Raw genomic sequence first — 23,726 nt, 5'->3', positions numbered from 1 at the left:
CTAAAGGCGGTTCAATCCATCGGCAAGCCAGTCTTCCAGCGTTGCCGACAACCGATCCACTGCAACCGTGGTCTGCTCACGATGGCCACGCATGTCCTTGATGGTCATCGTCCCGGCGGCGCGCTCAGCAGCGCCGTGTATCAGTGCCAGTGCCGCGCCGCTGCGATCGGCACGCCGCAGCTGGCTTTTCACCGACCCCCCGCCCATGTGCACCTGCAATCGCAACCGAGCGTGCTGGTGCCGCAGCCGTTCTGCAAGGGCCAGGCTCTCCGGCATGCCCTCGGCATCGGGGACCACGAGATAGGCATGGGGCGATGGCCCGGGGGGCACATTGCCAAGCGCCTCGACTAAAGCGACCAGCCGCTCCAGCCCGGCAGCAAAGCCGATGGCCGGTGTCGGTCGGCCGCCGATCATCTCGACCAGCCCGTCATAGCGACCGCCAGCCAGCACCGTGCCCTGCGCGCCAAGATCATCGCTGATCCACTCGAACACCGTGCCCCCGTAATAATCCAGCCCCCGCACCAGGCGGCTGTTAATCCGGTAAGGCTGTCCGGCGGCATCGAGTATGGCCTTGAGGCGATCGAAATGGGCCTGTGACTCGGCGTCGAGGTAGTCGAGCAAATCCGGAGCGGTGGCCACGACCGGCTCCATGGCCGGGTTTTTGCTGTCCAAGATCCGAAGCGGGTTGCTCTCGAGCCGGCGCCGGGCGTCTTCGTCGAGGGCCGACTCGTGGGCGAGGAAATGTTCCACCAGTGCCTGGCGGTAATCGGCCCGGGCTGCCGGGCTGCCGAGGTTGTTGAGCTCGAGCCGCACCCCGTCGAGGCCAAGCCGGCGGAGGATGCGCCCGGACATGAGGATGAGCTCGGCGTCGATATCCGGACCGGTGAGGCCGAAGACCTCGGCACCGATTTGGTGGAACTGCCGATAGCGGCCCTTCTGCGGGCGCTCGTGGCGAAACATCGGGCCCATGTACCAGAGCCGCGGCGTGGCATTGTGCAGCAACCCCCGCTGGATGCCGGCCCGCACACATCCGGCGGTGCCCTCCGGCCGCAGGGTCAGGCTGTCCCCATTGCGGTCGCTGAAGGTATACATCTCCTTCTCGACAATGTCGGTCACCTCGCCGATGGAGCGGGCGAACAGCGCGGTTTTCTCGACAATCGGCAAGCGGATCCGGTCAAAGCCGTCGCGTTCGAGCTCGTGGCTAAAAGCCGCCTCGACGAATCCCCAGGCCGGCGCCTCGGTCGGCAGGATGTCGCCAAAGCCGCGAATATTCTGAATGGTCTCGCTCAAGCTGCCCTCATTCGTCCGAGCCCAGGGTAAAACGGGCGACCTTCTGCCGGGCATACGCCTCCAGATTGACGACCTCTCCCTGATAGCGAAGGGTGACATGATCGGTATTGCCCACCACGACATCGAACGGCGGTTTACCCGCCACCCGCGCCGTGCCCGGACGCGCCATGCCAAACAAAAGCCGCTCGCCGCGGTCATCGCGGATTTCCATCCACGAGTCACCGGTGTAGGTCAGTTCGATGGCCTGTTGCTCTGCCGTCCCGGCGGCGACCTCCGGCGTTGGCGCCGATTCGGCCGTGGCCGCGGCGCTTGATGCGGTTCCAGCGGTGTCAGCGTTGGATGCCGTCCCGGCCGCGTCGCCGGTGGATGCCATGGCCTCGCCATCCTGTGATGGCGCTGCCGCAGGCGTCTCGAGCGGTCCGGGCGACTCATCGACGGTGGCGTCGGCGTTGGTGGGCTCAGACGACTCGGTCGGCTCGGATGAGTCGGTCGATTCGAGCGCCTCGATAGGCTCAGCTGTCTCGATCGACTCGGACGACTCGATCGGCGCCGGCGCCTCATCGGAGGACGCCTCGGCGTCGCTCGCCTCGGGCGGGCGGTTGGCCTGCGTGGTGGTGGCGGTATTCTCACCCGCATCCGACGGCTCGCCGCGCTGCGCATTGTCAACGCCTTCGGTCATATCGCTCAGCCAGGGCACCGCCAGCCCCCGGTCGGTCAGATACCAGGCGCCGGCGCCCACCACCCCCAGACCGGCGATCAGCAGCGCCGCCAACACCACAACACCGGGTGTGCGGCCGGCCGGGCGCGGACGCCTGGTGCTCGTCCCCGTCATGCCGGCATGCGCCCTGAGCGGGGCGCTGTCCTCGGCAAGGCCCATCGCATCGAGGCGTCGCACCAGATCATCCGCATCGAGTTCGATCCACTGTGCGTAGGCGCGAAGGTAGCCCCGAACAAAGGTCAGTGGCGGCAACGCGCTGTAGTCATCGGCCTCGAGTCGGGTAATGGTGGCCTGATCCAGATGCAGCGCCTGGGCAATCTGCTCGACACTCAACTGCCGGCGCAGCCGCTCATCGCGCAGACTGACACCGGGCCCCGACATAGCGGCTGCGTTTCGATCCAGCGTTTTGTCCTGTTCGCCCATGGCGGTCACTCCATCAAGCGTGCGGCCTGCTCGGATGCGGGAAAACGCTCCCTCAGCCGCCGCGTCAGCCGCGACAGACGGTCCGCATCGTTCGCCGCCCTGGCAATCCGCACCCCCAGCCAGAGCATCGATGGGCTTTCCTTCCCGGCGGCAGTGTAGCGCGAAAACCAGCGGGCTGCGGCATCAACCTGCCCGGTCTCAAGCTGGTACTCGCTCATCCCCCGCAGGGCCGGCGCAAAGCCCCCATCGATACGCAACGCCCGACGCCAGTAGCCAGCCGCCGATGACCATGCGCCGGCGTCGGCAAGGCAGCGTCCGGCATTGGTCAGTGCCATGGCGCGTTGATCGTAGAGCCGGTCGGCCGCCGCCAGCTCCCAGAGGTCCAGCGCGCGCTGGCGCTGATCGCGCCGACATAGATAGGCCGCGTAGTTGTTCAGGACCCTGGGGTTGTCCTGTTCAAGCCGCAGGGCCTTTTGATAATGCCGCCCGGCGCTTGCCTCGCGATCCAGCTCGAGGTCGATGGCGGCGGCGACCAGATGCGCATCCACCAGTGCCGGATCCTGCTCGAGGGCACGGTCGATCTTCTGCCTCGCCCGGGCCAGATTGCCGTTGTCGAGGTGATGGGTGGCGATTTCGGCGTTGATGCGCGCCGCCTCGCGGAGCTCGTCGGCATCAAGCGGGCCGGTTGCTGTGACCGAGCAACCCGCGAGAGTGACGATCAACAGCGCCCCAGCAAGCCGCCCCATCACACCGCCGGAGATTGCTTACTCTTTTTGCCGCGGTTGCGCCGGTTGATCACCTGTCCAACCAGCTGTCCACAGGCGCCATCGATATCCTGCCCCCGGGTCCGCCGGATGGTGGTGATGAATCCGGCTTTCTGGAGCTTGTCGGCAAACGCCAGGATCCGCGGCCGCGGCGAGGCGCTGTACCGGGTCCCCGGAAAGGGGTTGAAAGGGATCAGGTTGATCTTCGAGGGGATACCGTCCAGCCGCTCGATCAACTCTTCGGCATGGCAATCGCGATCATTGACCCCATCGAGCATGACGTATTCCCAGTAGATACAGTGATGGGGCGTCTGCGCGATGTAATTCTCACAGGCGGGCAAGAGTTCGCGCAGCGGGTACTTTTGATTGATCGGGACGATCTCGTCACGGAGCGCGTCATTGGGTGCGTGCAGCGATACGGCCAGGCTAACGTGACTGGCATCGGCCAGCCGGTAGAGCGCGGGCACCAGCCCCACCGTCGATATAGTCACCCGTCGCCGTGACAACCCCCAGGCGTAGGGGTCGACCATCAGATTGGTGGCGGCCACCACGTTGTTGAAGTTGGCCAGGGGCTCACCCATGCCCATGAGGACCACGTTGGTCACGCGCCGGCCCCGGCCCTCTGCCTCGAGCGCCTGGCGTGCATAGTGGAGCTGACCGATGATTTCGGCGGCGGAAAGGTTGCGGTTGAACCCCTGCTTGCCGGTCGAGCAGAACCCGCAATCCAGCGCGCAGCCGACCTGTGAGGAGACGCACAACGTCCCCCGCCCCCGCTCGGGGATATAGACGGTCTCCACCGCATTGCCGCTGCCCAGTGCCAGCAGCCATTTGCGCGTACCGTCCTCGGACTCGCGATCGAAGATGGGCTGGGGCAGCCGGATCTCGGCCATTGCCTGGAGCTTGCCGCGCAGGCTTTTGGCCAGGTCGGTCATGGCCTCGGGGTCAAAGACCTGACGCTGGTGCAACCACTGACGCAGCTGCTTGCTGCGAAAAGGTTTCTCGCCGAGCTCGGCGAAAAGCCGCTGCAGCCCCGACTCGTCGAGGCCCAGCAGTTCGACGCCGCCGGCGGGGGCGGCACCTGGATCAGTGGCGGCTGTGGAGCTCATCGTCATCAAAGAAAAAGCCGATCTCCTCCCGGGCCGTTTCCAGTGCATCGGACCCGTGGACCGCATTGGCATCCACCGTCTCCGCCAGATCGTGCCGGATGGTTCCGGCGGCCGCCTCGGCGGGATTGGTGGCACCCATGATCTCGCGGTTCTTGCGGATCGCCTCCTCGCCTTCGAGCACCTGAACCATCACCGGCCCCGAGGTCATGAACTTGACCAGATCGCCGAAGAAAGGCCGCTCACTGTGCACCGCATAGAAGGCCTCGGCCTGCTCCTGGCTGAGATGCAGCATCCGGGCGGCGATGATGCGCAATCCGGCGGTCTCGAAACGACGATAGATCTCGCCGATGTGATTGCCGGCGACAGCGTCCGGCTTGACGATGGAAAGCGTACGCTCGGTGGCCATTCCCCATTCTCCCGTTTGCAACCGGACGCGGGCCCGGCTGAGAAAAACACAAAGACCCACGCGCCGGGCGCTGTGGGCCTCGATCAAAAACCGGCGAGAAGTCTACCGGGATGGCCTGGCAGCGGCAAATTACTGAATGGCGAAACTCTCGCCGCAGCCGCATTCAGCGGTCACGTTGGGGTTGCGAAACTCAAAGCGCTCGTTGAGCCCCTCGCGGATAAAGTCAACCTCCATGCCGTCGAGAAAGGGCAGGCTTTTGGGGTCGATGACAACGGATACCCCGTGCTGCTCGATCAGGGTGTCGTCATCGCTGATCTGCTCGGCATACTCGACGGTATACATAAACCCACTGCATCCCGACGGCTTGACACCCAGTCGAAGCCCCAGGCCACTGCCGTGCTGCTCGAGCGACCGCCGGATATGCGCCGCGGCGCGGTTTGTCAGTTCGATGGTCATGAGCTGCATCCACCTCCTTCATCGGGCAACGCGGCGAGTGCCGCCTGCAATGCATCCTCAAGGCAAAGTGCCTCGGCACGGGATTCGGCATCCATTGCCGCGGATTGCGCCAGCCAGTGACCGGTGACTGCCCGCGCATCGCGGATGTCCCGGCCCTCGAGCCAGCGGGCCAGCCATCCGGCCGCCCTCAGCGCATCGGCGCCGGCAAACACCTCGAACCGGGCGGCGCGAATCACCCCCCGGGACGATCGCAACCAGCACACCGCCTGACAATCATCCTTGATGCGGCCGGCGGATCCGCTGACCCAGCCGGTTGGGTCCGACGGCGCGCCGAGTCCCGTCTGATCACGATGATCCAATGCAACCACCATGGATTCAAGCCACCTCGAGCGGGGTTGTTGTCGAATACAGCGCGCCGATGTCCTGCCCCCGGGCAAGGGCCCGCCACACCGGCGAGACCCGGCGCAGCCGGTCAACGGTCTCACCCACGCGCTCGATGACCTGAGTGATATCGCTACCGTCGGTAAAGCGCCCGAGACTGAGGCGCAGCGTGGCGTGGGCAAGGGGCTCCGGCCGTTGCATGGCCCGCAACACCGACGAAGCCCCCTCGTGGCTGCTGCATGCCGACCCAAAGCCGACGTCGAGCCCGTCAAGGTGGGCGCGCAACGCCGCGCCGTGGACCCCGGCAAAGCTCACGCTCAGGATGTGGGGCGACGCCTCGGCCGGGGTGTTGAGCACCACACCGCCGAGCGGCGCCAACCCAGCCAGCAGACTGTCCCGCAGCGACCATTGACGATCCCGCTCGGCGGCATCATCCGCCAGCCGAAAGGCCTCACCCAGCCCCGCGATCAGCGGCACCGGCAATGTGCCCGAACGCATCCCCTGCTGCTGACCCCCGCCGTGGAGTTGCGGCGCGACCCGTACCGACGGGCGAAGGCAGAGCGCGCCGATGCCCTTGGGTCCGTAGAACTTGTGCCCGGACAAAGAAACCATGTCGGCCTGGTCATAGGCGGCCGCCGCTGCATCCACCCGACCCCCCGACTGTGCCGCATCCAGATGCAGCAGAGCGCCGGCGTCGTGAACCATTGGCGCGAGCGCCGGCATGGCCTGAAGGACCCCGGTTTCGTTGTTCACCGGGGCGATGGACACCAGCGCCACCCGCTCATCCAGGGCATCGGCCAATGCCTCGGGGGTCAGCCTTCCCATGGCATCCACCGGCAGACGCTCGATTGCAAAGCCATGACGGCTGGCCGCCCGGGCCGCCATGGTGACCGCCGCATGCTCGGTGGCAGTGATCAGTATCCGATCACGACCTCGACGGCGTTGCGCCAGCGCCTCGGCGGTTCCCAGGATGGCGAGGTTATCGGCCTCGGTCGCCCCGCTGGTCCAGACCACCTGCCAGTGCGGATCCCCCAGATAGTCGCGGATTGCCTCAGTGGCGCGGTCGATGACCTCGCCGGCAAGGGCGCCGGCCCGGTGGGGACTGGCCGGATTGGCCACGAGCCCTCGGGCGTCGTAACAAGCCATCATCGCGGCGTGCACCCGGGGGTCGAGGGGCGTGGTGGCCGCGTAGTCCAGATAGGGCCGGGGCCGATCCATCAGGACTCCGCCGACGAGGACCGTCCCTCACCGGGCTCATCGTCCATGCCACAGCCCTGCAGCTCGGGAATCCGGCTGTCGCTGACCTCGCCGCCAAGGGCCCTTAAGGCTGCGCACATCTCTTCGAGCCTGGCATCGGTGTGGTGGACATGATCGAGGATGGAGTTGATGGCGTTGGCCACCGGATCGGGCATGTCCTGGGTAGCGCCATAGGCCTCGAACCCGATCCGTCGCGCGGTCTCGGCCCGTCGCTGATCCGCCTCGGTGGCAGGAGGCGCCTCGGAGGCGATCCGCGCCACCCGCGCCGGGATGCCGACCATGGTGGCATGCTCGGGCACATCCTTGACCACCACCGCATTGGAGCCAATGCGCGCGCCAGCGCCCACGCTGATCGGCCCCAGGACCTTAGCCCCGGCACCGACGACCACATCGTCACCCAGCGTCGGGTGGCGCTTGCCGGCCTGCCAGCTCGTCCCGCCCAGCGTGACGCCCTGATACAGGGTGCAGTCATCACCGACCTCGGCGGTCTCGCCGATGACCACGCCAAGGCCATGGTCGATGAAAAACCGCCGCCCGAGCCGGGCCGCCGGATGGATTTCGATGCCGGTGAGCAGACGTGCGATCAGGGCGAAGAACCGGGCCAGCCAACGCAGCCGGTGGGTCCACAACCAGTGGTTGATCCGATGCATCAAAAGCGCATGGACCCCGGGATAACTGGTCAGCACCTCAAAATGGTTGCGGGCCGCCGGATCGCGATCGAAAACGCAGCCGATATCTTCACGCAGTCGCTGGAACATAACCGTCTATCGCCGCCAACCCGGCTATTGCTGTGATGGCCGACCAGTATACGCCCGCGTCACAGCCGACAACCACAGCATCAGGGCAAAAGCCGCTTGAAAAGGCCCCGCAGCAGATCCACCTCATCGGCGCTGGGACGCGCCCGGTTGAACAGATTGCGCAAACGCCGCAGCAGGACCGCCCGGGGTGCGGTGGCCGAATAGCCACTGACCTCGACCGCCCGGGCCAGGGTCTGGTGAAGCCCCTCGAGATGGGCGCCCGTGGCCGGCGGCGCGGCATCGCCATCGACCCGCCCCGCGGACTGACCGGCTGTCGCATCGAGTCGCGCCAGCCACAGCTCGTAGGCCATCAACTGCACCGCAGCGGCGAGGTTGAGCGAGGGATAGTCGGGGTTGGCCGGGATATGCACCAGACGCTGGCAGCTGGCGAGCTCATCATTGGTCAGGCCGGTGCGCTCGCGGCCAAAAAGCACGGCCGTGGGCACCGACTCGGCCACCACCAGCGCAGCGGCCTGCCGCGGTGTCAATGCCGGGACACCGTCGCGCCGGGGACGGGCGGTCAGGCCCAGCACCAGGGCGCGGTCGGCCAGGGCGGCGGGCAGGTCATCGAACCATCCACCCTGCTCGACCACATCGTAGGCGCTGGCAGCCATGGCACGGGTGTTTTCATCGACGCGACAATCGGGCGAGACAAGGTCAAGGCCCTCGAGCCCCATGGTTTTCATCGCCCGCGCGGCGGCGCCGATGTTGCCCGGATGCGTCGTGCCCACCAGCGTGAACCGGCAATCAACGGCCTTTGGGTCGGTCAAAAAATGCGCTCCTTGTGTTTGCTGTTATCATGCCGGTTTAATCAATTCGACGACAGGTGGCGGGTTGTCATCCGCCGGTTCAGGACTCACTGCATGCATCCGATGATCAACGTTGCCGTGCGCGCCGCTCGCAGCGCCGGGAATATCATTGTCCGTCACATCGACCGGCTGGACCGGATCGAGATCCGGGACAAGGGCCGCAATGATTTTGTCAGCGATGTGGATCGAATGGCCGAAGACGAGATTCGCGCCATCCTCTCGCAGGCCTATCCTGATCACGGCATCCTCGGCGAAGAAGGCGGCGGCGATGACAGCGCCGATCATGTCTGGGTGGTGGATCCGCTGGACGGGACGCTCAACTACCTGCGCGGATTCCCGCACTTTGCCGTGTCCATCGCCCTGCGCCATCGCGGTGCGCTGGAGGTGGGGGTTATCTACGACCCGATCCAGCAAGAGCTCTGGACGGCCCGACGCGGCGGTGGCTGCACTTTCGAAGGCCGCCGGGTGCGGGTGGCGCAGCGGCCGGGCATCGACAACGCCCTGATCGGCACCGGTTTTCCGACCCGCTTTGAAGCGCTGCACACCCCCTATCTGGGGATGTTTGGCGATATCTTTCGCCGCGCCGGCGATCTGCGCCGGACCGGCTCGGCGGCCCTGGATCTGGCCTATGTGGCCTGTGGCCGCCTGGATGGATTCTACGAACCCGGCCTGGCCCCCTGGGACATGGCCGCCGGTGCATTGATGGTGCGCGAGGCCGGCGGCATTGTCGGTGATTTCGCCGGCGGCGATCGCTATCTGGAGACCGGCAACATCGTCGCCGGCAGCCCCAAGGTCTTTGCGGATCTGGTGCGCACCATCGCCCCCCACCGGGTCGAGGGAATCCGCGCCTGATCAGGCCACACGCCGGGACGCCGCCGCATCGGCGGTGGTCTTCAGCGTCTCGCGGACATCGCTCCAGCGCAGCAGCTCCAGATGGCCCTGGTGAGATTCGACCAGGCAAGTGCAGCTCTCGACCCAGTCCCCATCATTGCAATAAAGGATGTCATCGCGCTGGGTGATCTCGGCATGGTGGATATGGCCACAGACCAGTCCATCGACGCCGGCTTGCCGGGCCTCGTGGACCAGGGCCTCCTCGTAGTTGGCGATGTACTGCATGACGTTTTTGGTGCGCTGTTTCAGGTGCGCCGCCAGCGACCAGTAGGGGCGGTTGAACGCCTGACGCACCCGATTGATCCAGTGGTTGGCCCGGATCAGCCAGGCGTACATGCGATTGCCCAGCATCGCGACCAGTCGGCTGCACTGGACAACCGTGTCGAATTCATCGCCATGCAGCACCAGCAGCCGCCGGCCATCGGCACAGGCGTGGATGGCGCGCAGCCGGATATCCACCCCCTCGATGGACATGCCGGCGTAGTCACGCATCATCTCGTCGTGGTTGCCGGGAATATAGACCACCCGTGTGCCGTTGCGCGCCCGGTTGAGGATATTCTGGATGACGGCATTGTGGCTGTCCGGCCAGCGCAGCCCTCGCCGGCGCATCTCCCAGATATCGATGATGTCGCCCACCAGATACAGGGTCTCGCATTCGACACTCTCGAGAAAATCGAGCAGAAAGTCGGCACGGGCGCCGCGAAAGCCAAGATGGGTGTCGGAGATAAAGATACTGCGGTAGCGGAGTGGTTTGAGCAGCTGGACATCGGTCATGCCAGGTTCCCCGTAGCCAGGTTTCTCCGTAAGGTACGCCGGGTTTATGAAAGCCTTGTGACGCCGGGATCCGGGATCAGGGTCGTTCATCCTCCGCATCCTCTCCCTCCTTGGGCGGCGGTATGAGGTCTTCTTTGCTGACACCCAGAGCCAGCGCCGCCGACCCGGCGACGTAGATGGATGAATAGGTGCCGACTACCACACCGATGATCAGCGCCAGGGCAAATCCGCGGATGAGTTCGCCGCCGACCAGAAAGAGCGCCAGCAGCACCAACAGCGTGGTCAGACTGGTGACCACTGTGCGCGGCAGCATCTGGTTGATGGAGCGGTTGGTCACTTCCACCGCCGAGCCCTTGCGCATGCGGATAAAGTTCTCGCGAATGCGGTCGAACACCACGATCGTGTCATTGAGCGAGTAGCCGATCACCGCCAGCAGCGCCGCGAGCACAGTCAGATCGAAGGTCATGCCGATCCCCGCGAATATGCCAAGGGTAATCACCACATCGTGGACCACCGCGGCGACCGCGCCGATGGCAAACCGGTATTCAAAGCGAAAGGCGACATAGATCAGGATCCCCGCCAGGGCATAGAGCAGTGCCAGACCGCCCTTTTCGGTAAGCTCCTCGCCCACCTGGGGGCCGACAAACTCGACCCGGCGCAGCTCGGCATCGGCGTTATCGGCCCGAAGCACCTCCAGCACGGCATTGCTGAGCGCATCGCCCTCGCCCGCATCCGGGGCCAGGCGAATCAGCACATCTCGGGCCGTGCCAAAGTTCTGTACCACCGCATCCGAATACCCGCCCGCCTCGAGGGCGCTGCGGATGCGATCGAGCTCGACCGCCTGGCTGTAACCCACCTCGACCAGCGTGCCGCCGGTGAAATCGAGCCCGAAGTTCAGTCCCCGCAGGCTCAAAAGCCCCACGGCGAGTGCGATCAGGGCAAAGGTCAGCAGCGCCGCCCAGAGGCGGTGGGCCATGAAATCGATACGAGTTTCGCGTTTGAAAAAATCCACTCTGCCTCGTCCCTAGATCGCCAGCCGGACACCGCGACGGCCACCGTAGATGAGATTGACCAGAACCCGTGTCCCCAGAATGGCGGTAAACATGGAACTGACGATGCCAAGCGATAGCGTGACCGCAAACCCCTTGATCGGACCGGTCCCGAAGGCGAACAGCACGACCGCGGCGATCAGGGTGGTCACATTGGCATCTGCAATGGTCGAAAACGCCTTGCCATACCCCCCTTCGATGGCCTGTTGGGTGCTCGAGCCGGCGCGCAGCTCCTCGCGGATCCGCTCGTAGATCAGCACATTGGCGTCCACCGCCATGCCCACGGTCAGCACGATGCCGGCAATGCCCGGCAGGGTGAGGGTTGCCTGCAAAAGCGACAGCGCGGCGATCACCAGCACCAGATTGACCAGAAGCGCCAGATTGGCGATCAAGCCAAAGACCTTGTAGTAGACGGCCATGAAAAGCACCACCAGGACAAACCCCAGCACCACCGCCATGAACCCCTGGTTGATGTTCTCCTGACCGAGGCTGGGGCCGACGGTCCGCTCTTCGACGATCTGCATGGGCGCGGCCAGCGACCCGGCCCGCAACAGAAGCGCCAGGTTGCGGGCCTCGCGCGAACTCTCCAGTCCGGTGATCCGAAAACGACTGCCGAGCTGCTCCTGGATGCGGGCAATGTTGATGACCTCTTCAACCTCGACCTGCTCGCGGACGATCTCACCATCGACTCGCCGTGCCTGGATCTCTGTCTCTTTGAAGACCACCGCCATGTGATCGCCCACCCGACCGCCGGTGACCTCATTCATGACCCGGCCACCGCTGCCGCTCAGGCGGATATTGACCTGCGGCTGCCCGGTCTGGGTATCCAGTCCGGACTGGGCATCGGTGATGGCCTCGCCGGTGATAATGACATTGCGCTCGAGCAGCACGAACCCGCCCCCGCGTTCGGGAAAGCGCTCGGTGCCCGGCGGGATTGGATCGTCGCCGTCGCCGAAATACGGGAAATTGCCCTGATCAACCATGCGGAACTCGAGGGTCGCGGTGGCACCGATGATGTCCTTGGCACGGGCGGTGTCCTGGACACCCGGCAGCTGAACAACGATCCGGTCGCGACCCTGACGCTGGATCACCGGTTCGGCCACGCCTAGTTCGTTGACGCGGTTGCGCAGGGTGGTCATATTCTGCTCGACGGCAAAATCCTGGGCCTCGCGCCGCTCTTCGTCGGTCAGCCTGGCGGCCAGCCGCGGCGGGTTGCTGTCGGCCACCGGTTCGAGATCAAGTTCGATGTATTCGTCTGCCAGCAACGCCTGCGCCTGTGTGCGTGTGGCGGCATCGGCAAAGGTCAGATACACCCCATCGGCCTCGAGGCTGACATCACGGTAGCGAAGGTCCGCCTCGCGGAGCAGGCGCCGAAACTCGTCGCGGTAGCGCTCGCGGGTCTGCTCGATGACCGCCGCCATGTCGATCTGCATGAGAAAGTGCACGCCGCCGCGCAGATCCAGCCCCAGGTACATGGGCTGCCCGCCCAGCGCCCGCAGCCACGCCGGTGTGGCCGGCGCCAGATTGAGTGCGACGGTATAGTCCCGGCCCAGGGCGACGGCCAGTTCGTCCGCGGCCCGGACCTGGGCATCGGTACTGCCAAGCCGCAGGAGGTAGCGATCTTCGCCGGCCTCGCGGCCGCGCACGGCGATCTCCCGATCGGCGAGCAGTTCGTCGATCCGCTCGCGATCCGCCGGCGACGGTGCCTCGCCATCGGCGGTTGTGACCTGCAATGCCGGATCCTGCCCAAAGACATTGGGCAGGGCATAAAGACAGCCGGTGGCAATGACCACCACCAGCAGCAGGTATTTCCACAGGGGGTTTTGGTTCATGAAAGCCTACTTGTCGGCCTTTTTCTCGTCCTTGCCTTCCTTGCCGGCATCGGCCTTGTCCAGCCCGCCCTTCATCGAGCCCTTGGGCAGCACCTGGGCCACCGCGCTCTTTTGCAGCCGCACCTCCAGGCCATCGGTCAGTGCCAGGTTGGCAAAACTGTCACCCACCTCGGTGATCCGCCCGACGATCCCGCCGGTGGTGAGCACCTCATCACCCTTGGCCAGGTTTTCGACGAGCTTCTTGTGCTCTTTGGCGCGCTTTTGCTGCGGGCGGATGAGCAGAAAATAAAAGATCACGATCAGCGCGATCGGGAATATCAGCCCGGTCAGCCCGGCGGCGGGTTCGCCCCCCTGGGCCAGGGCATCACTGATGAAAAAGTCCATGTCGATCTCCCTCGGTCAAAAGGCCGGCATTATGTCACACCCGTTCGCCGGGCATGGAATGCCTTGGTGAAATCCGCCAGACATCCGGCGTCGATCGCGCCGCGTATATCGGCCATCAGACGCTGAAAATAGCGCAGATTGTGAATGGTGTTCAGCCGGGCGCCGAGCATCTCGCCGCAGCGATCAAGGTGGCGCAGATACGAGCGGCTGTAGTGCCTGCAGGTATAGCAGTCGCAGTCGCGCTCGACCGCCCGAGTGTCGTGGGCAAACCGGGCGTTGCGCAGCCGCAGGGTGCCGGTGTCGGTAAACAGAAATCCGTTGCGGGCATTCCGGGTGGGCAGCACGCAGTCGAACATATCGATGCCGCGGGCGACACACTCGACCAGATCCTCGGGCCGTCCCACGCCCATGAGATAACGCGGCTTTTGCTCGGGCAGCCGCGGGCCGAGCCCGTCAAGCACCCGCAAACGCTCCTCCGGGGGCTCGCCCACCGACAGCCCGCCAACGGCGTAACCGTCAAAGCCGATATCCACGAGCCCGGCCAGAGACGCCGCCCGCAGGTCCTCGTACATCCCGCCCTGGACGATGCCGAACAGCGCCGAGGGGTTGTCACCGTGGGCCTGGCGACTGCGCTGCGCCCAGCGCAGCGAACGCTCCATGGACTGCCTGGCGCCCTGCCAGTCCACCGGCCACGGGGTGCATTCGTCAAAGATCATCACCACGTCCGATCCCAGGGCGCGCTGCACAGCCATGGAGCGCTCGGGGTCGAGGAAGACCCGGGCACCATCCACCGGCGAGCGGAACTCGACCCCGGATTCGCTGATGCGACGCCCATCGGCGAGGCTGAAGACCTGAAAGCCGCCGGAGTCGGTCAAGATGGGCCCCGGCCACTGCATGAAATCGTGCAGATCACCATGGGCCTCGATGATCTCGGTGCCGGGTCGCAGCATCAGATGGAAGGTGTTGCCCAGCAGGATCTCGGCGCCGCTGTCGCGCACTTCCTCGGGCGTCATCCCCTTGACGGTGCCGTAGGTGCCCACCGGCATGAAAGCGGGTGTCTCGACCGTGCCGCGGTCGAAATGCAGTCGCCCGCGACGCGCCAAACCATCCACTGCCAACGACTCGAACCGCAGCGTCATGCCCATCGCTCCGCGGCATGGGGCAGGATGAACATGGCATCGCCGTAGCTGAAAAACCGGTAGCCTGCCCTCACCGCATGCTGATAGGCCGCCAGGATCGACTCACGCCCGGCAAGCGCACTGACCAGCATGACCAGCGTCGAGCCGGGCAGATGAAAGTTGGTCACCAGCCCATCGATCACCCGAAAGTCAAAGCCCGGGTAGATAAAGATTTCTGTCTCGCCCTCGAAGGGCGCCAGATCGCCATGGTTGGCGGCGGCGGCCGCTTCGAGCGAGCGCACCACGGTCGTCCCCACCGCCACCACCCGGCCGCCGCGGTCACGGGTCCGGGCAATGGCCTCGCAGGCGGCGGTCGGGACCGAGATCCACTCGGCGTGCATGTGATGGTCCTCGATGCGCTCGCTCCGGACCGGCTGGAAGGTGCCGGCACCGACATGCAGCGTCAGGGTGGTGGTCTCGATGCCGGCGGCGGCCAGGTCCTGCAGCAGGGGCTGGTCGAAATGCAACCCGGCGGTCGGCGCCGCCACGGCGCCGGGGTTCTGGGCATAGACCGTCTGATAGCGCTCGCGATCGGTGGCGTTGTCGGGCCGCTTGATGTACGGCGGCAGCGGCATGTGACCATGACGCTCGAGCAGTTGCGGCAGCGGCGGTTGGGCCGGGAATTCGATGCGATAGAACGCATCCTCCCGGCCCGTCACCGTCACCGGGATGTCGCCCTCGAGGATGATTTGGCTCCCGGCTCGGGGCGGTTTGTTGGCCCGGATCTGGGCAATGGCCCGAGTGTCACCGGCGAGGCGCTCGAGCAGGATCTCAACCGCCCCGCCACTTGGCTTTCGCCCGTACAAACGCGCCGGCAACACCCGCGTGTCGTTGAGCACCAGCAGGTCACCGGGGCGCAGATAGCTTTTGATGGCCGGAAACTGCTCGTCCCGATATTCGCCGCTGAGGCGGTCGAGCACCAGTAGCCGGCTGTCGGTGCGATTGGGCAGTGGCTCCGAGGCGATCAGGGCCTCGGGCAATTCGTAGTGGAAATCGCTGACTTTCATCTTGGCCTGTTATACTTTGAGATCCGTTGCCGGGGTGGCGAAACTGGTAGACGCGCCGGACTCAAAATCCGGTTCTCGAAAGAGAGTGCGGGTTCGACTCCCGCCCCCGGCACCATCAATCAGCCAGAATGAAGCTCAGTCGTCGCGATCGGCGGTATTCTCCAGCACGCGGCCGGCTTCCTGGATATCCTTCCCCAGCCCTTCCATGGTGTTGCAACCGGCCAGAAGCAGACCGATCAAAACGGTCAGGACAACGGTACCGGCGCGTAAAGTGTGGGACCTGGCCATGGGTGCTCTCCGCTAAAACAGCAACGACAGGCACTATATCAAGCCCGGGCGGCGTTGTGGCACCGGATCATCCGGGAGTGTTAAGATTTAGAATTGACGCGATGGGGCCGTAGCTCAGTTGGGAGAGCGCTAGAATCGCACTCTAGAGGTCAGGGGTTCGACTCCCCTCGGCTCCACCATCTTTCCCCCGACACCATCCCGGGCCCCGGTAGCTCAGCTGGATAGAGCAATCGCCTCCTAAGCGATAGGTCGCAGGTTCGACTCCTGCCCGGGGCGCCAGACCGAGGGATCGGTCACTCGGCCTCGGATGATGATGGCTTGCCCCCCATCCAGCCGATGGGCAACTCCAGCTGCCACTCGGCCTGTTCGGCGTTGGCCCGCATCAGACGAAGAATCTCGTGCGCGTGGGGCCGTGTCAGGGCCAGACCGGCCACCGGCGCCGGTTCAAAGCGACGATCCGGCTCACCCGGCAGCGGCTGCCCCAGCAATGCCACCACCACGGTTTCGCCCGCCTCGCCCTGGGCCTCGACGCGCGCTTCGGTGACCAGGTAATGCGCCCAGCTGTCGGGTTGCACCACCGACGATTCCTCGGCCTCGGCTTTTTCCTGATCACGCTGGGCGGCCACCTGTGAGCGGGCCCCGATGTGCTCCAGCGCCATGACCGTATCGTGGGCTTCCTGGCCCTCACCGGCGGGATGACTCTTTTTGAGGACGGTGTTGATGTGGTGCATCAACCCGGTCAGCGCCCGGCGCGAGAGCCAGGCGACCCGACCCTCGCCGGAGGCCATGGTCAGCATGATCGCCATCCGGTCCTCGAGTCCTGAGTAGGCGAACCGAATCTGATGAACCCGCGGAAAGCTTTGCTCAGTCATTGTCCTTATGCCTTGCGACGGTTGCGGCGAATGAGGCGTTCGCGTTTGCGCTGCTGACGCGGTGTCAGCCGATTGCGTCGGCCCGCGTAGGGATTCTCGCCGGTTTTGAAATCGAGCCGGATGGGCGTGCCCTGCAGCGAAAATGCCCGCCGGAAACGATTGACCAGATAGCGCTTGTAGGCAGCGGGCAGCGCTGCGGTCTGATTGCCATGAATGACAATCATCGGCGGATTGCGCCCGCCCTGATGGGCATAGCGCAGTTTGATGCGCCGACCTCGGATGAGTGGCGGCTGATGGGCTTCGAGTGCATCGGCAAGCACCGCATTGAGTGCCGGCGTCGGCAGCTCGGCGCGCGCCGCCCGGTGGACCTGTGCGACCTCGTCGAGCAGCCGGCCCACCCCGGTGCCGTGCAATGCCGAGATGAACCGCGGCCGGGCGAAATCCAGAAAGGCCAGCTTGAGATCCAGTTCGCGCCGAATGCGGTCGCGATCGGCCGGGGCGAGCCCATCCCACTTGTTGACCGCCAACACCAGCCCCCGGCCGGCGTCGACGGCGTGACCGATCAGATGCGCATCCTGCTCGGAGATTTCCTGCTGGGCATCGAGCACCATGATCACCACCTCAGCCGCGTCGATGGCCTGCAGGGTCTTGACCACGCTGAACTTCTCGACGGTCTCGCGAACCCGGCTGCGACGCCTCACGCCGGCGGTATCGATGAGGGTGAACGCCTGGCCATCCCGCTCGAAGGGCACACGAATCGCATCCCGGGTGGTGCCGGGCATGTCATAGACCAGGACCCGCTCTTCGCCCACCAGCCGGTTGACCAGGGTGGATTTGCCGACATTGGGGCGCCCGATCAATGCCACCCGTATCCTGGCCGAATCATGCGTCTCGGAGATCGGCGCATCGGTATGGCCATCGTCGTCGGTGCCCGGTGTCGCCGGCTCGTGGGCCTCGTGCCGCGATCCGACCAGATCGTCGAGCACCGCCTCCATGAGCCTGGGCACGCCACGCCCGTGGACCGCGGCAATGGGCCAGGGCCGATCCAGCCCCAGGGCATGGAACTCGGCACCGGCAAGATCCGGGTCGACACCGTCGACTTTGTTGAGCACCAGCCAGACACGCTTGCCGCGCTGTCGCAGCTGATGCGTCAGCGCCTCATCCCCCGGCGTCACCCCGGCGTGGGCATCGACGAGAAACAAGACTGCATCGGCCTCGTCCAGGGCACGGACCGCCTGGCCCTGCATGTCGTGGTAAGTGGGGTCATCCGGCTCACCCAGCCCGCCGGTATCCACCACCACATAGGGCACCGGCCCCACCCGGCCAAGGCCGTACTGGCGGTCCCGCGTGAGCCCCGGAAAGTCCGCCACCAGGGCGTCCCGGGTTCGCGTGAGCCGATTGAACAGGGTCGATTTGCCCACATTGGGCCGGCCCACCAGGGCGATTACAGGCTGCTCCATGGGCAAATGATAGCAAAGCCGGCGCGCGATCAGGCGTGCAGGGATGCCGCCAGCAGCCGCCGGGTATAGGGCTCGACCGGATCGGTAAAGATGCGCTCGGCCGAGCCAGTCTCGCAGATCCGGCCGGCCTGCATCACCACCACCCGGTGACTCATGGCCCGCACCACTTTGAGGTCATGACTGATGAAGATATAGGAAAGGCCATGGCGGGCCTGCAGCGTGCGCAGCAGATCCACCAGCTGTGATTGCACCGACCGATCGAGCGCCGAGGTCGGCTCATCGAGGACGATCAGCCTGGGCTTGAGCACGATCGCCCGGGCCACGGCCACCCGCTGGCGCTGACCCCCGGAGAGTTCGTGGGGAAACCGCCGCAGCAACTCCGGCGCCAGGCCCACCTCGACCAGCGCCTCGCGGGCCCTCGCCTCGCGGCCGTTGGCATCCAGTGCGCGCTCGTGGACCGCCAGGCCCTCGGCAATGATCTGCCCGACCGACATACGCGGACTCAGGCTGCCGAAGGGATCCTGGAAGACCACCTGCATCGAGCGGCGCAGCGGGCGCAGCCGGCGCTTGTCCAGACGGCTGAGGTCCTGCCCATCGAAGGTGATTCGGCCCTTCGCCGGTTGCAGCCGCAGCAACGCCATGCCCAGGGTCGTTTTGCCCGACCCGCTCTCACCAACCACGCCCAGGGTCTCTCCTGGGCGCACCCCCAGCCCGACACCGTCGACGGCCATGAGATGCGACCGCACACGGCCAAATGGCCCGCGACGCCGGGGAAACGCGACTCGAAGATCGCGGACTTCGAGAAGCGGCGGGCCATCCGCCACGGGCGCTGGCCGCCCATCGGGTTCGGCGTCCAGCAGCATGCGGGTATAGCCATGCGTCGGGCGGGCGAAGACCGCCTCAACCCGGCCCTGCTCGACAATCCGGCCGGACTGCATCACCGCGACGCGATCGGCAATGCGTTGGACCACGTTGAGATCGTGGCTGATGAACAGCATGGCCATGCCCAGCCGGCGACGCAGATCGGCGAGCAACTCGAGGATTTCGGCCTGAATCGTGACATCCAGTGCGGTGGTGGGCTCATCGGCAATCAAAAGCCGCGGGCTGTTGGCGATCGCCATGGCGATCATCACCCGCTGGCGCTGCCCGCCCGAGAGCTGGTGGGGATAGGCACCAAGCCGGTCGGCGGCTTCGGGCAGCCGTACCATCTCGAGCAACTCGACAATCCGCTCGCGGGCCGTGGCCGGGGACAGGCCCTGATGGATCCGCAATGTCTCACCGATCTGTTTTTCCAGCGTATGCAACGGATTGAGCGAGGTCATCGGCTCCTGGAAGATCATCCCCAGGGTGCCGCCGCGCAATGACCGCAGCCGCGCCACGGGGGCATGGATCAGCTCCTCACCCTCGAGCCGGATGCTGCCGCCGGGATGGGTCGCCTGGGGATAGGGCAGAAGCCGGGGGATGGAAAGCGCCGTGACCGATTTGCCGGAACCACTCTCGCCAACCAGCGCCAGGGTCTCGCCGGCATTCAGCGACAGGCTCACCCCCTCCACCACCCGGGTCGGGCCGTTTTCGCCGTCAAAGGCCACCTCGAGATCGCGGATCGACAGCAAAGGCTCGCTCACCGTCCACCCCCGGTGAAAAGCTTGCGCGGATCGAATGCATCCCGGGCGGCTTCGCCGATGAACACCAAAAGCGAGAGCATGATCGCCAGGGTGAAAAACGCCGTCAGCCCCAGCCACGGCGCCTGCAGATTGGCCTTGCCCTGGGCCAGCAGCTCGCCCAGCGATGGCGAGCCCGGCGGCAGGCCAAAACCCAGAAAATCCAGCGAGGTCAATGTGGTGATCGAGCCGGTGAGGATGAACGGCATGAAGGTCACCGTTGCCACCATGGCATTGGGCAGGGCGTGGCGGATGATGATCACCCCATCCGAGACACCCAGCGCCCGGGCGGCCGTGACGTAGTCGAAATTGCGCACCCGCAGAAACTCCGCCCGCACCACCCCCACCAGCTGCGTCCAGCTGAAAAGCAGCATGATGCCCAGCAGCCACCAGAAATTCGGTTGCACGAAACCGGCCATGATGATGAGCAGATACAACACCGGCAGGCCCGCCCAGACCTCGATGAAGCGCTGCCCGAAAAGATCGACCCGCCCACCAAAGTAACCCTGCAGGGCACCCACGGCCACACCGATCAGCGAACTCGCCAGCGTCAGGGCAAGCCCAAACAGCACCGAAATGCGAAACCCGTAGATCAGCCGGGCCAGCACGTCCCGGGCCTGGTCATCGGTCCCCAGCCAGTTCGCCGCCGAGGGCGGCGCCGGCGCCGCCGCCTCGCTCGCGTAGTTGATCGTGGCGTGGTGATAGCGGATCGGTGGCCAGAGCATCCAGCCCTTTTCCTCGATCAGCCCGGCCACGTACGGGTCGCGGTAGGACGCCTCGGTGGGAAAGTCGCCGCCAAAGGTGGTCTCGGGGTAGCTCACCAGCACCGGGAAATACCAGCCCCCGTCGTAGTGCACCACCAGGGGACGCTCATTGGCGACGAACTCCGCCCCAAGGGACACCACAAACAACACCAAAAAGATCCACAGCGACCACCAGCCACGCCGATTGGCCTTGAATTGAGCCCAGCGTCGTTGATTGATGGGGTCGAGCCGCATCATGGCCTAGCCCTCGCGGGTCTCGAAATCGATGCGAGGGTCGACAAGCACATACATCAAGTCCCCGAGCAGATTGAGGACGAGTCCCACCAGGGTGAAGATGAAAAGACTGCCGAATACCACCGGATAGTCCCGGTTGACCACCGACTGAAACCCCAGCAGCCCCAGCCCGTCCAGCGAGAAGATGACTTCGATGAGCAGCGCGCCGGTGAATAGCACCCCGACGAAGGCGGCCGGAAAACCGGCGATGACAATGAGCATGGCGTTGCGAAAGACATGGCCGTAGAGCACCCGTCGCTCGCTCACGCCCTTGGCCCGGGCGGTCACCACGTATTGCTTGTTGATCTCCTCTAGAAAGGAATTCTTGGTCAGCATGGTCAGCCCGGCAAAACCGCCGATGACCATCGCCAGCACCGGAAGGACCAGGTGCCAGAGGTAGTCGAGGATGCGCATCGGCCAGGTGAGGGATTCCCAGTTGTCCGAGACCAGCCCCCGCAGCGGAAACCAGTCGAGATAACTGCCCCCGGCAAAGAGCACGATCAGCAGGATGGCAAACAAAAACCCGGGGATCGCGTAGCCGACGATCACCACCGCGCTGGTCCAGACATCGAATGCCGAGCCATCGCGAACCGCCTTGCGGATCCCTAACGGAATGGAGATCAGATAGGTGAAAAGCAGCGTCCATAACCCCAGCGAAACGGACACCGGCAGCTTGTCGGCGATGAGCTCGAGCACGGTCTGGTCACGGTAGAAGCTCTCGCCGAAATCGAGCCGCGCATAGTCGCCAAGCATCTTGAGAAACCGCTCGTGGGCCGGTCGGTCAAAGCCGAATTGGGCCTCCAGCTCGGCGACATAGGCCGGGTCGAGCCCCCGGCCACCGCGACTCTCCCCGGCCACCTCATCGGCCGCCACCCCCGAGAAGCGACTGGTCGAGAACTCGGCGGTCCCCTGCACCTGGGCCATGATCTGCTCGACCGGCCCGCCCGGTGCGAACTGCACGATGGCAAAGTTGATCAGCAGGATGCCGATGAGTGTCGGGATCATCAGCAACAGCCGGCGCAGGATGTAGCCGTACACGTCAGTCTCCGGGTGATCGCTAGCTAGCGGTTATCGATGCGTCGGGCCTTGTCGGCATCCACCCACCATGTATCCAGGGCCAGCCCGTAGGGCGGGTTCTCCGCCGGACGACCGAACCGGTCCCAGTAAGCCACCCGAAAACGGTCGATGTACCAGTTGGGAATGGCGTAGAACCCGAACTGCAGCACCCGGTCGAGGGCGCGCACCCGGTGGATCAGCGCTTGCCGGTCGGGGGCGTCGATCACCGCCTCGACCAGCGCCTCAACCACCGGATCACAGACACCGGCGACATTCCGGCTGCCCTCGACGCTGGCCGCCTCGCAACTCCAGAAATCGCGCTGCTCATTACCGGGCGACAGCGACTGCGGTGCGACGTGAACGGTCATGTCAAAGTCGAAGGACTCCATCCGGTTCTGGTACTGGGTCGGATCCACGGTGCGCACGCTGACCGCCGCCCCGAGACGCTCGAGATTGCGTTTGAACGGCAGCACCACGCGCTCGAATGACGGGCTGACCAGCAGGATCTCAAAGCGCATTGGTCGGCCGCTCTGCGAATGAACCAGCTGCCCGGACTCCACCTGCCAGCCGGCCTCGTTGAGCAGCGCCAGTGCCCGTCTGAGATTGGCCCGGCGACTGGTCTCGGCGGTCGAGGGCGGCTGATAGGCTTCATTGAACACCCGTGCCGGCAGCTGGTCCCGCCACGGCTCGAGCACCGCCAGCTCGGCCTCGCTCGGCAATCCGGTGGCGGCCAGTTCGGAGTTCTCGAAATAGCTGCGGGTCCGGCGATAGGCCCCATAGAACAGATTCTCGTTGGTCCACTCGAAGTCAAAGGCATAGGAGAGCGCCTCACGCACCTTCGGGTCCGAGAAGATCTCGCGGCGGGTGTTGAAAAAGAACCCCTGCATCCCCGCCGGGCGGTCATGGGGAATCTCGGCAAGGCGCAGATCGCCCGCCTCGACCGCGGGGGTGTCGTAGGCCGTTGCCCAGTTTCGGGCGACGTTTTCCTGACGCAGGTGGTATTCACCGGCCTTCAGGGCCTGGAGAGCGACCGTGCCATCCCGATAGTAGTCGTAGCTGATCCGATCGACATTGTGACGTCCCCGCTTGATGGGCAGATCCGCGGCCCAATAGTCCTCGACCCGCTCGTAGACCACCCGTCGGCCCTGCTCCACTTCGACGACCCGATACGGCCCGCTGCCCAGCGGCGGCTCCAGGGTCGTGGCGGCAAAATCGCGCCCCTCCCAGTAATGCGCCGGCAACACCGGCAGCTGCCCGAGAATCAGCGGCAACTCGGCGTTGTCGCGGGTGGCAAAATGAAAGACCACCTGCCGCGGCCCCTCCACCTCGACCCGTTCGACGTCGCGGTAGTAAGCCCGGTACTGCGGATGCCCTTCGTCCCGTAACCGGCGGAACGTCCAGGCCACATCGTCGGCCGTCACCGGCTCACCATCATGAAACCGGGCCGCTTCGCGCAAATAGAAACGGACATGGCTGTTATCGGGCGCCACTTCGATGGCCCGTGCAATCAGCCCGTATTCGGTAAAGGGCTCGTCGAGCGTCCCCTCGGTGAGGGTGTCGTAGACAAGCCCGATGCCCTCGGCCGCCGTTCCTCGCAGAATGAACGGATGCAGGCTGTCGAAGGTGGCCGCCGAGACGTTGGCGAGCTTGAGCGTTCCGCCCTTGGGGGCGTCCGGGTTGACGTAGTCGAGATGCTCGAAATCGGGTCCGTATTTAGGGCTGCCATGCAGCGTCAGCGCGTGTTCGGCGGCAGCCGCCACCGTGACCGGGCCGATGGTTGCCACCAACAGGGCCATGAGCAGCCCACGGAGACCGTTGTTTGCCATTCTC

24 protein-coding genes and 3 tRNA genes are annotated in these 23,726 nt (G+C 65.3%); 4 read left to right on the top strand and 23 right to left on the bottom strand.

From position 1 onward, the window contains the following. The 10 genes from hisS to V6X73_RS04540 form a co-directional block, all read right to left on the bottom strand. Positions 1–1,290 carry a histidine--tRNA ligase gene (gene hisS, locus V6X73_RS04585; RefSeq protein ID WP_367958783.1) on the bottom strand — a complete coding sequence of 430 codons (1,290 nt, stop codon included), beginning with the start codon at positions 1,288–1,290 and terminating at the stop codon, positions 1–3. 7 nt (positions 1,291–1,297) lie between these two features. Then, positions 1,298–2,431 carry a RodZ domain-containing protein gene (locus V6X73_RS04580; protein ID WP_367958784.1) on the bottom strand — a complete coding sequence of 378 codons (1,134 nt, stop codon included), beginning with the start codon at positions 2,429–2,431 and terminating at the stop codon, positions 1,298–1,300. A gap of 5 nt (positions 2,432–2,436) precedes the next feature. Beyond that, a complete protein-coding gene (gene pilW / locus V6X73_RS04575; RefSeq protein WP_367958785.1) occupies positions 2,437–3,177 on the bottom strand; it encodes a type IV pilus biogenesis/stability protein PilW in 741 nt (246 codons plus the stop codon). Then, positions 3,177–4,301 (bottom strand): 23S rRNA (adenine(2503)-C(2))-methyltransferase RlmN, encoded by a 1,125-nt coding sequence (rlmN, locus tag V6X73_RS04570; protein ID WP_367958786.1) that lies wholly within the window; start codon positions 4,299–4,301, stop codon positions 3,177–3,179. Before rlmN ends, pilW begins: the two co-directional genes overlap by 1 nt. Further along, entirely contained in the window at positions 4,279–4,707 is a 429-nt protein-coding gene (gene ndk, locus V6X73_RS04565) for a nucleoside-diphosphate kinase (protein WP_367958787.1), read from the bottom strand. The genes rlmN and ndk overlap by 23 nt, the downstream gene beginning before the upstream one ends. A gap of 129 nt (positions 4,708–4,836) precedes the next feature. Then, positions 4,837–5,163 carry a HesB/IscA family protein gene (locus tag V6X73_RS04560; RefSeq protein WP_367958789.1) on the bottom strand — a complete coding sequence of 109 codons (327 nt, stop codon included), beginning with the start codon at positions 5,161–5,163 and terminating at the stop codon, positions 4,837–4,839. Continuing rightward, positions 5,160–5,534: a hypothetical protein gene (locus V6X73_RS04555; protein ID WP_367958790.1), complete on the bottom strand. Its 375-nt coding sequence runs from the start codon at positions 5,532–5,534 to the stop codon at positions 5,160–5,162. The genes V6X73_RS04560 and V6X73_RS04555 overlap by 4 nt, the downstream gene beginning before the upstream one ends. Positions 5,535–5,538: 4 nt before the next feature. Next, on the bottom strand, positions 5,539–6,762 hold the full coding sequence (locus V6X73_RS04550; protein ID WP_367958791.1) for a cysteine desulfurase family protein: 1,224 nt from the start codon (positions 6,760–6,762) through the stop codon (positions 5,539–5,541). Continuing rightward, positions 6,762–7,559 (bottom strand): serine O-acetyltransferase, encoded by a 798-nt coding sequence (gene cysE, locus V6X73_RS04545; RefSeq protein ID WP_367958792.1) that lies wholly within the window; start codon positions 7,557–7,559, stop codon positions 6,762–6,764. The genes V6X73_RS04550 and cysE overlap by 1 nt, the downstream gene beginning before the upstream one ends. 80 nt (positions 7,560–7,639) lie before the next feature. Further along, positions 7,640–8,368 (bottom strand): RNA methyltransferase, encoded by a 729-nt coding sequence (locus V6X73_RS04540; protein WP_367958793.1) that lies wholly within the window; start codon positions 8,366–8,368, stop codon positions 7,640–7,642. Positions 8,369–8,461: 93 nt separating this feature from the next. Between V6X73_RS04540 and V6X73_RS04535 the strand changes: the two genes are divergently transcribed. Then, positions 8,462–9,259 (top strand): inositol monophosphatase family protein, encoded by a 798-nt coding sequence (locus V6X73_RS04535; RefSeq protein ID WP_367958794.1) that lies wholly within the window; start codon positions 8,462–8,464, stop codon positions 9,257–9,259. On the opposite strand, the gene V6X73_RS04530 is transcribed toward V6X73_RS04535, so the two are convergent. From V6X73_RS04530 to queA, 6 genes are all read right to left on the bottom strand, one after another. Then, positions 9,260–10,072, bottom strand: a complete 813-nt coding sequence (locus tag V6X73_RS04530) for a UDP-2,3-diacylglucosamine diphosphatase (RefSeq protein WP_367958795.1) — start codon at positions 10,070–10,072, stop codon at positions 9,260–9,262. A gap of 76 nt (positions 10,073–10,148) precedes the next feature. After that, positions 10,149–11,084, bottom strand: a complete 936-nt coding sequence (gene secF, locus V6X73_RS04525; RefSeq protein ID WP_367958796.1) for a protein translocase subunit SecF — start codon at positions 11,082–11,084, stop codon at positions 10,149–10,151. A gap of 12 nt (positions 11,085–11,096) precedes the next feature. Beyond that, a complete protein-coding gene (gene secD, locus V6X73_RS04520; RefSeq protein WP_367958797.1) occupies positions 11,097–12,953 on the bottom strand; it encodes a protein translocase subunit SecD in 1,857 nt (618 codons plus the stop codon). A gap of 6 nt (positions 12,954–12,959) precedes the next feature. Then, positions 12,960–13,337: a preprotein translocase subunit YajC gene (gene yajC, locus V6X73_RS04515; protein WP_367958799.1), complete on the bottom strand. Its 378-nt coding sequence runs from the start codon at positions 13,335–13,337 to the stop codon at positions 12,960–12,962. A gap of 29 nt (positions 13,338–13,366) precedes the next feature. Beyond that, positions 13,367–14,470: a tRNA guanosine(34) transglycosylase Tgt gene (gene tgt, locus V6X73_RS04510; protein WP_367959002.1), complete on the bottom strand. Its 1,104-nt coding sequence runs from the start codon at positions 14,468–14,470 to the stop codon at positions 13,367–13,369. Positions 14,471–14,472: 2 nt separating this feature from the next. Beyond that, positions 14,473–15,522, bottom strand: a complete 1,050-nt coding sequence (gene queA / locus V6X73_RS04505; protein ID WP_367958800.1) for a tRNA preQ1(34) S-adenosylmethionine ribosyltransferase-isomerase QueA — start codon at positions 15,520–15,522, stop codon at positions 14,473–14,475. Between the two features lie 28 nt (positions 15,523–15,550). On the opposite strand from queA, the gene V6X73_RS04500 reads away from it, so the two are divergent. Continuing rightward, positions 15,551–15,637: transfer RNA gene (locus V6X73_RS04500), tRNA-Leu, on the top strand. Between the two features lie 20 nt (positions 15,638–15,657). Here the strand turns inward: V6X73_RS04500 and V6X73_RS04495 are convergent. After that, the gene (locus V6X73_RS04495; RefSeq protein WP_367958801.1) at positions 15,658–15,810 is read right to left on the bottom strand and encodes an entericidin A/B family lipoprotein; all 153 of its coding nucleotides are present in this window, start codon (positions 15,808–15,810) and stop codon (positions 15,658–15,660) included. 103 nt (positions 15,811–15,913) lie between these two features. Here V6X73_RS04495 and V6X73_RS04490 point away from each other — a divergent pair. After that, positions 15,914–15,989 (top strand) — tRNA-Ala (locus V6X73_RS04490). Between the two features lie 23 nt (positions 15,990–16,012). After that, positions 16,013–16,089 (top strand) — tRNA-Arg (locus tag V6X73_RS04485). Between the two features lie 14 nt (positions 16,090–16,103). Here V6X73_RS04485 and V6X73_RS04480 read toward each other — a convergent pair. Genes V6X73_RS04480 through V6X73_RS04455 form a run of 6 tightly spaced genes read right to left on the bottom strand, consistent with a single transcriptional unit; the run spans position 16,104 to position 23,722 of the window. Then, positions 16,104–16,682, bottom strand: a complete 579-nt coding sequence (locus V6X73_RS04480; RefSeq protein WP_367958802.1) for a hypothetical protein — start codon at positions 16,680–16,682, stop codon at positions 16,104–16,106. Between the two features lie 5 nt (positions 16,683–16,687). After that, complete coding sequence (gene der, locus V6X73_RS04475) at positions 16,688–18,142, bottom strand: ribosome biogenesis GTPase Der (RefSeq protein WP_367958803.1); 1,455 nt, start codon at positions 18,140–18,142, stop codon at positions 16,688–16,690. Between the two features lie 29 nt (positions 18,143–18,171). Beyond that, positions 18,172–19,767, bottom strand: a complete 1,596-nt coding sequence (locus tag V6X73_RS04470) for an ABC transporter ATP-binding protein (protein ID WP_367958804.1) — start codon at positions 19,765–19,767, stop codon at positions 18,172–18,174. Further along, positions 19,764–20,804: an ABC transporter permease gene (locus V6X73_RS04465; protein ID WP_456154523.1), complete on the bottom strand. Its 1,041-nt coding sequence runs from the start codon at positions 20,802–20,804 to the stop codon at positions 19,764–19,766. Before V6X73_RS04465 ends, V6X73_RS04470 begins: the two co-directional genes overlap by 4 nt. 3 nt (positions 20,805–20,807) lie before the next feature. After that, entirely contained in the window at positions 20,808–21,878 is a 1,071-nt protein-coding gene (locus V6X73_RS04460; RefSeq protein WP_367981285.1) for a microcin C ABC transporter permease YejB, read from the bottom strand. A 23-nt stretch (positions 21,879–21,901) separates the two neighbouring features. Then, positions 21,902–23,722: an extracellular solute-binding protein gene (locus V6X73_RS04455; RefSeq protein WP_367958806.1), complete on the bottom strand. Its 1,821-nt coding sequence runs from the start codon at positions 23,720–23,722 to the stop codon at positions 21,902–21,904. Between the last annotated feature and the right edge of the window lie 4 nt (positions 23,723–23,726).

Source organism: Spiribacter pallidus, assembly GCF_040838495.1.
Taxonomy (GTDB): Bacteria; Pseudomonadota; Gammaproteobacteria; order Nitrococcales; family Nitrococcaceae; genus Spiribacter; species Spiribacter pallidus.
The sequence above is the reverse complement of the archived record's forward strand: the minus strand, read 5'-3'. Positions and strand labels throughout refer to the sequence as shown.